This window comes from Paracoccus sigandri (assembly GCF_003709565.1).
GTDB classification, from domain to species: Bacteria; Pseudomonadota; Alphaproteobacteria; order Rhodobacterales; family Rhodobacteraceae; genus Paracoccus; species Paracoccus siganidrum.
Map to the genome: position 1 here is coordinate 190,528 of NZ_QNRC01000008.1, position 7,070 is coordinate 197,597.

The 7,070-nt window shown below is 67.4% G+C and carries 5 protein-coding genes; 4 read left to right on the plus strand and 1 reads right to left on the minus strand.

Annotated elements, in window-relative coordinates; genetic code table 11:
• Positions 1-26: 26 nt before the first annotated feature.
• Together C9E82_RS10010 and C9E82_RS10015 are read left to right on the plus strand one after the other, a co-directional pair.
• Positions 27-1,622, plus strand: coding sequence for a lysine--tRNA ligase (locus tag C9E82_RS10010; RefSeq protein ID WP_119897379.1), 1,596 nt, complete (start codon positions 27-29; stop codon positions 1,620-1,622).
• Positions 1,623-1,825: 203 nt separating this feature from the next.
• On the plus strand, positions 1,826-4,120 hold the full coding sequence (locus C9E82_RS10015; RefSeq protein WP_119897378.1) for a glycosyl hydrolase family 28-related protein: 2,295 nt from the start codon (positions 1,826-1,828) through the stop codon (positions 4,118-4,120).
• Positions 4,121-4,159: 39 nt separating this feature from the next.
• Here the strand turns inward: C9E82_RS10015 and C9E82_RS10020 are convergent, their stop codons facing one another.
• Entirely contained in the window at positions 4,160-4,633 is a 474-nt protein-coding gene (locus C9E82_RS10020) for a pyridoxamine 5'-phosphate oxidase family protein (RefSeq protein WP_119897377.1), read from the minus strand.
• A 100-nt stretch (positions 4,634-4,733) separates the two neighbouring features.
• Between C9E82_RS10020 and C9E82_RS10025 the strand changes: the two genes are divergently transcribed.
• Positions 4,734-6,284, plus strand: a complete 1,551-nt coding sequence (locus tag C9E82_RS10025; protein ID WP_240643475.1) for a SulP family inorganic anion transporter — start codon at positions 4,734-4,736, stop codon at positions 6,282-6,284.
• A gap of 145 nt (positions 6,285-6,429) precedes the next feature.
• A partial coding sequence (locus tag C9E82_RS10030; RefSeq protein WP_147482367.1) for an AMP-binding protein occupies positions 6,430-7,070 on the plus strand: 641 nt, incomplete at its 3' end.

Consider the following 7,070-nt stretch of genomic DNA (forward strand, 5'->3'; position numbering starts at 1 on the left):
GTAGCCTTGCAAACAGGAGAAGAGCGATGACCACCCTGCGCGACGCCGCGATGCAATCGAAGGCCTGGCCGTTCGAAGAGGCGCGCCGGGTGCTGAAGCGCTATGAGAAGGAGGATCCCGAAAAGGGCTATGTGCTGTTCGAGACCGGCTATGGCCCCTCGGGCCTGCCCCATATCGGCACCTTCGGCGAGGTCGCGCGCACCACGATGGTCCGCCGCGCCTTCGAGATCATCAGCGACATCCCGACGCGGCTGATCTGCTTCTCGGACGACATGGACGGGATGCGCAAGGTGCCCGACAACGTCCCCCGGCAGGACATGCTGCGCGAGCATCTGCAATTGCCGCTGACCTCGGTCCCCGATCCCTTCGGCGAATACGAGAGCTTCGGCGCGCATAACAACGCCATGCTGCGCCGCTTCCTCGACACCTTCGGCTTCGAGTACGAATTCATCAGCGCCACCGAGTTCTACAAGTCCGGCCGCTTCGATCAAACGCTGCTGAAGGCGGCCGAGAACTACGACGCGATCATGGAGGTGATGCTGGCCAGCCTGCGCGAGGAACGCCAGCAGACCTACAGCTGCTTCCTGCCGATCAGCCCGAAGACCGGCCGGGTACTCTATGTCCCGATCAAGCATGTCGATGCGAAGGCCGGCACGATCACCTTCGACGAGGACGGCCAGGAACTGACGCTGCCCGTGACCGGCGGCCAGGTGAAGCTGCAATGGAAGCCCGATTTCGGCGCCCGTTGGGCGGCGCTGGACGTGGATTTCGAGATGTATGGCAAGGACCACAGCACCAATACCCCGATCTACGACCGCATCTGCGAGATCCTGGGCGGCAGGAAACCCGAGCATTTCACCTACGAGCTGTTCCTCGACCAGCACGGCCAGAAGATCAGTAAATCCAAGGGCAACGGGCTCTCGATCGACGAATGGCTGACCTATGCGGCCACCGAGAGCCTCAGCTATTTCATGTATCAGAAGCCCAAGACGGCCAAGCGGATGTATTTCGACGTTATCCCCAAGGCGGTCGACGAATATCACCAGCAGCTGCGGGCCTATCCGGGCCAGACGCCGGACCAGCAGCTGGCCAACCCGGTCTGGCACATCCATGGCGGCCAGGTGCCGCAATCGGACATGGTGGTGCCCTTCCAGATGCTGCTGAACCTCGCCTCGGTCGCGGGCGCGACGGGCAAGGACGGGCTCTGGGGCTTCATCCGCCGCTATGCGCCCGAGGCCAGCCCAGAGACGCATCCGGGCCTCGACCAGGCGGCCGGCTTCGCGCTGCGCTATTTCAATGATTTCGTGGCCCCCGGCCGCCGCTTCCGCGCCCCCACCGAGATCGAGCGCCGCGCGCTGGAGGACCTGGCCGGCCGCCTCGCCGCCTGGGACCAGCCGGCCGATCCCGAGACCCTGCAATCCATGGTCTTCGCCATCGGCAAGGAACATGGCTTCGAGCCGCTGCGCGACTGGTTCAGCGCCCTCTACCAGGTGCTTCTGGGTGCCGACCAGGGCCCGCGCTTCGGCGGCTTCATCGCCCTTTACGGCATCGACGAGACCCGCGCGCTGATCGAACGCGCCCTGGCCGGCGAGCTTCTGGAACAGGCCCCTTCTTCGTTGTGAAAATACCCTCGGGGGGAATCCGGCGCCAGCCGGATGGGGGGCGGACAGCCCCCTTCCTCCAGTTCCAACCCCGCCCACCGTTGCGCCCGTCCCCATTGCGCCGCACGCGCGATTCAGCGCCCCTTAACCTTTCGTCAACTATCTCTTCACCATTGTCGCGGGCGTCTCGGGGTCCGCCGCCGTTCGGCTTGGGGAGATAGGGAATGAACATTGCGATCACCAACGGGCTTCTGCTGATGCCGCCTGCGTTCCATGCCGGGCTGACGGCATGGTCCAGCGGCAACGGGACCTCGGGCAGCCCCGGCTGGGCCAATGCGCCCAATGCCGGGATCGTGCCGGGCGACCAGGATTTCGGCAGCTGCCTCGAGATCCTGAAGGAACAGACCACCACCCGGCTGCGCTTTCGCGGCGAGACGCCGATGATCCCCGGCGTCTATCTGCGCGTCTCGGCGCGGCTCAAGACGGTGGCCGGCGCCTTCTGCAGCGCGCGCATCGCCGGATGGGCCGGGGACGGGCAGCGCAACGAGGTCACCGGCCTCGTCACCACCGGCCCGACCGTCGCGATGGAGAATTACGGCGAGATCATCGAGATCAGCGCCATCGTCGGCGTCGGCGCCCGGCAGGGGGTCAACATGGCCTGGGGCACGCGGCCGGTCTTCGGCCATTTCGGGCTGGACCTGGTGGGCGCCAATGGCGGCGCGATCCGCATCGAATCGATCCGCATCGAGGATGTCACCTCGGCCTTCATCCCCTCGCTGATCGACTGGGTGGACGTGCGCGACTTCGGCGCGGTGGGCGACGGCGTCACCAATGACCGCGCGGCCTTCCTGGCCGCCGACCAGGCCGCCAATGGCGGCGGCATCCTGGTCCCCGAGGGCACCTTCTTCATCAATGGCGATATCGGGATCGAGGCGCCGATCCGCTTCAAGGGCACGCTGCGCACCCCCGCCGCCACCCGCGTCTCGTTCATGCAGAGCTTCGATTTCCCGACCTATGCCGATGCCTTCGGCGACGAGACCCTGGGCATGAAGAAGGCGCTGCAGGCGCTGCTGGGCTATACCGACCATGTCTCGCTGGACCTGTGCGGGCGCCGGGTCGACCTGACCGAGCCCCTGGACATCGCCGCGCTGGCGCCCAACCTGGTCGGCTTCTCGAACCGGCGGGTGATCATGAACGGCAGCATCAAGGCGGTCGAGGGCCCGGCCTGGAACACCGGCAGCTGGACCAGCCGCGCGACCTACAACCCCAACCAGCCGCTGATCCTGTCGGACGTGGTGAACATCGCCGCCATCGAGGTCGGCAGCCGCGTCAGCGGCAACGGCGTCGGGCGCGAGGTCTATGTGCGCTCGAAGAACGTGGCGCAGGGCCGGCTGACCCTGTCGCAGCCGCTCTATGGCGGCGCTGGCACGCGGGTCTACAGCTTCCAGCGCTACCGCTACCTGTTCGACTTCTCGGGGGTCGAGCAGATCTCGCGGCTGAACTTCGTCGACCTGGACTTCAACTGCGGCGGCTTCGCCAGCACCATCATGCTGCCCGCGCAGGGCGAGATGATCGCCATCCGCGACTGCTATTTCACCCGCCCGAAGGATCGCGGCATCACCTCGATCGGGCGCGGCTGCCAGGACCTGCTGGTCGACCGCTGCCAGTTCCTGTCGAACGAGATGGACCTGCCCGCCCAGCAGCGCAACACCATCGCCATCAACGTGAACGCCAATGACGTGAAGATGCGCAACAACCGCTTCGTGCGCTTCGCCCATTTCATGGTCGCCAATGGCGGCGGGCATATCATCTCGGGTAATCACTGGTTCCAGGGCGACGGCTCGGGCGAGGGGCTGCGCTATGCCGGGCTGGTGCTGACCCAGCCCAATGTCCAGACCACGATCACCGGCAACTATATCGACAATGCCTCGATCGAATGGACCAACGAACACAGCGCCCGCCCGAATTTCACCGGCAACGAGTTCAGCTTCGGCGGGCTGACCATCACCGGCAACACCTTCCTGTGCAGCAACACCGCCAGCTGGTTCACCTGGATCACGCTGAAGCCCCATGGCAGCGGCCATTTCATCCACGGGCTGACGGTGGCGGGCAATGTCTTCAAGGCGCTCTACGGCAATGTCGCGCGGATCGACCGGGTCGATACCTCGATCGCGGATCTGGACTACAACAACATGCGCAATGTCCAGTTCGAGGGGAACATGTTCAACGGAATCGACACCTATGTCGCCAATCCGCTGATGCTGACCCATACCCAGGCGACGGCCTCGAATGCCTGGACGATCCCGGTGGCGCAGGGGCTGCCCTTCCAGGGCTGGACGAAATCGGTGCAGTCGGTGGTGGCGGAGACCCAGCTGACCAGCGCCAGCGGCGCGCAGGTCAGCGAGATGCCCTGGGTGCAGACCCAGGTGGGCGCTTCGAACCGCCAGCTGCGCCTGAACTGGAGCACGCCGGTGCGCGGCCGCGTCGCCATCTTCGCGCGGATGGACCGCCCGCAATAGCCGGCGAAGGCCCGGCGCGCACTGGTCCCGGCGGTCGTCTCAGGCCGCCGGTTTCAGGTCCTCGGGCGTCAGCCGGAAGGCGGCGCCGAAGCCCGCATTCATGAAGCCCGCCGCGGGGGCCAGCCGCCAGAAGCGGAAATCCGGCAGCGCGGCATAGATCCTGGCCTTCGCGTCGCGGGCGATCCAGCGCGCCTTCAGCTCCTCGTCTTCGGGCAGAAGCGCCGCCGTGACCCGGATCGAGATCCGCGCCCAAGTCATCGGATCGCCCTTTTCCTGCGCCGTCTCGACGAACAGCGCCGCGCGCGGATCGGCCTGCAGCGCCCGGCTGTGGGCCGAGATGCCGGCGATCAGCGCGACCGGGACGCCGTCCCGGTCGACCTGGCAGGCGATCCGCGCCATATGCGGATGGCCGGTCTGCGGATCGTTCACCGCCAGCGTCGCATGGCGCATCGCCGCCAGCATCGCCCGCGCCGTCTCGCGGGCCCTCTCGTCGCTGTCCCGAACCGGATCCATCACCTTCCTCCCGTGCCGCGCGCAGGATGCTGCATCGCAACCGTGGCGTTGACAAGAGGTGCCGCGGCGCGGAATGCTGCGCGCGCAGAAAGGTGCGATCATGGCTTACCGCCCGGCATTCCTCGATTTTTCATTCGCGCGCTCGGATCTCCAGGCCGGGCTGACGGTCGCGATCGTGGCCCTGCCGCTGTCCATGGCCATCGCCATCGCCAGCGGCGTTGGCCCGGACCGGGGGCTGGTCACGGCCATCGTCGGCGGCTTCCTGGTCAGCGCCATGGGCGGCACCCGCCACCAGATCGGCGGCCCCGCCGGGGCCTTCATCGTGCTGGTCGCCGCCTGCGTCGCGCAGATCGGGATCGAGGGGCTGATCCTCGCCACGCTGATATCGGGGGCGATGCTGGCGGTGCTGGGCCTGCTGCGGCTTGGCGGCACCATCCGCTATGTGCCCTATCCGGTGATCCTGGGCTTCACCGCCGGCATCGCCGTCATCATCGCGGTCAGCCAGCTGCACGACCTGCTGGGCCTGACGCTGGCGGGACCCGAGCCCGGCCCGCTGCTGGAAAAGCTGCCGGTCCTGTGGGCCGCTCGCGACAGTCTGCAGCCCGCCAGCCTGGCCATCGCGCTGATGACCATCGCGCTGATCCTGGGCCTGCAGCGTTTCGCGCCGCGCCTGCCCTCGATGCTGGTCGCGATCGCGGTGGTGACGCTGGCCGGGCTGGTGCTGCCGGCGCCGACCGTGGCCGACCGCTTCGGCGCGCTGCCCTCGGGCCTGCCGATGCCGCAGCTGCCGGATCTGTCGCCGGCGCTCGTCTGGGCCGCCTTGCCCTTCGCGGCCAGCTTCACCCTGCTGGGCGCGATCGAATCGCTGCTGTCGGGGATGGTCGCCGACCAGATGGCCGGCACGCGGATGCGCGCCGATGACGAGCTGGTCGGCCAGGGCATCGCCAATATCGGCGTGGCGCTGTTCGGCGGCTTCTGCACCACCGGCACCATCGCCCGCACCGCGACCAATGTGCGCGCGGGCAGTTCCGGCCCGGCCTCGGGGATGATCCATGCGGGCCTGCTGCTGGCGGTCTTGGTGATCGCCGCGCCGCTGGCCGGGGCGATTCCGCTGGCCGGGCTGGCCGGGCTTCTGATGCTGGTCGCCTGGAAGATGATCGAATGGCACGCCATCGCCGCGCTGTCCCGGATCAGCCGGGGCGACGCGATCACCATGGCGGTGACCTTCCTGACCGTGGTCCTGCGCGACCTGACCGAGGGGATCATCCTGGGCATGGCGCTGGCCGGCGTGATCTTCATCGCCCGCATGGCCCGCGAAACCGGGGCCGAGCCCGGCCAGGACCAGGACAGCCACGACCCCCACGAAATGGTCTGGCACCTGCGCGGCCCGGTCTTCTTCGGCTCGGTCGCGCGGATCGAGGCGCTGCTGGACCGCATCGTCCAGCACCCGCGCCTGCTGATGCTGGACATGGCGGGCGTGCCGATGATCGATTCCACCGGCGCGCGGATGATCGAGGAACTGGCCGGCCGGCTGTCGCACAAGGGCACGCGGCTGGTGGTCATCGGCGCCTCGGCCCGGCTGCGCCGCAAGCTGGCCGGGCTGGACCATGCCGCCGACGCCGAGGGCGCGCGGGCGCTGGCCGGGTCCTGAACCGCCGCCCGCCGGCCCGCGGGGCTTGCGAAAACCTGCCTGCGCTCGGGTCCGTTTCATGCTTAACATGCAGGTCGGAGGCTGCGCCGGGGCTGTCGCGCAAGGATCGCGGCGCCCCCCGGCGCATTTGCGAGGAGGATCTTCCATGAGTGTTGAAATCATTGAGAAACGTGGTGTTCCTTCGGGTTTCGGGGATGCGCATGTGGATGCCGGGGGTTATGCGCGTCTCTATGCCGAATCGATTTCGGATCCCGAGGGGTTCTGGGGCCGCGAGGGGCTGCGGCTGGACTGGATCGAACCTTACGGCAAGGTCAAGAACACCGATTTCACGCTGGGGCAGGTCTCGATCAGGTGGTACGAGGACGGGGTGCTGAACGCCTGCGTGAACTGCGTGGACCGGCACCTGCCGGAACGCGCGAACCAGACCGCGATCATCTTCGAGCCCGACGACCCGAAGGATCCCGCGCAGCACATCACCTATGCGGAACTGTCGGAAAAGGTGAACCGCTTCGCCAATGTGCTGTTGTCGCAGGGCGTGATGCGCGGCGACCGGGTGGTGATCTATTTGCCGATGATCCCCGAGGCGGCCTATGCGATGCTGGCCTGCGCCCGGATCGGGGCGATCCATTCCATTGTCTTTGCAGGGTTTTCGCCGGATGCGCTGGCCAACCGGATCAATGATTGCGGCGCCAAGCTGGTGATCACCGCCGATACCGCGCCGCGCGGCGGGCGCAAGACGGCGCTGAAGTCGAATGCCGATGCGGCGCTCTTGCATTGCTCGGACAA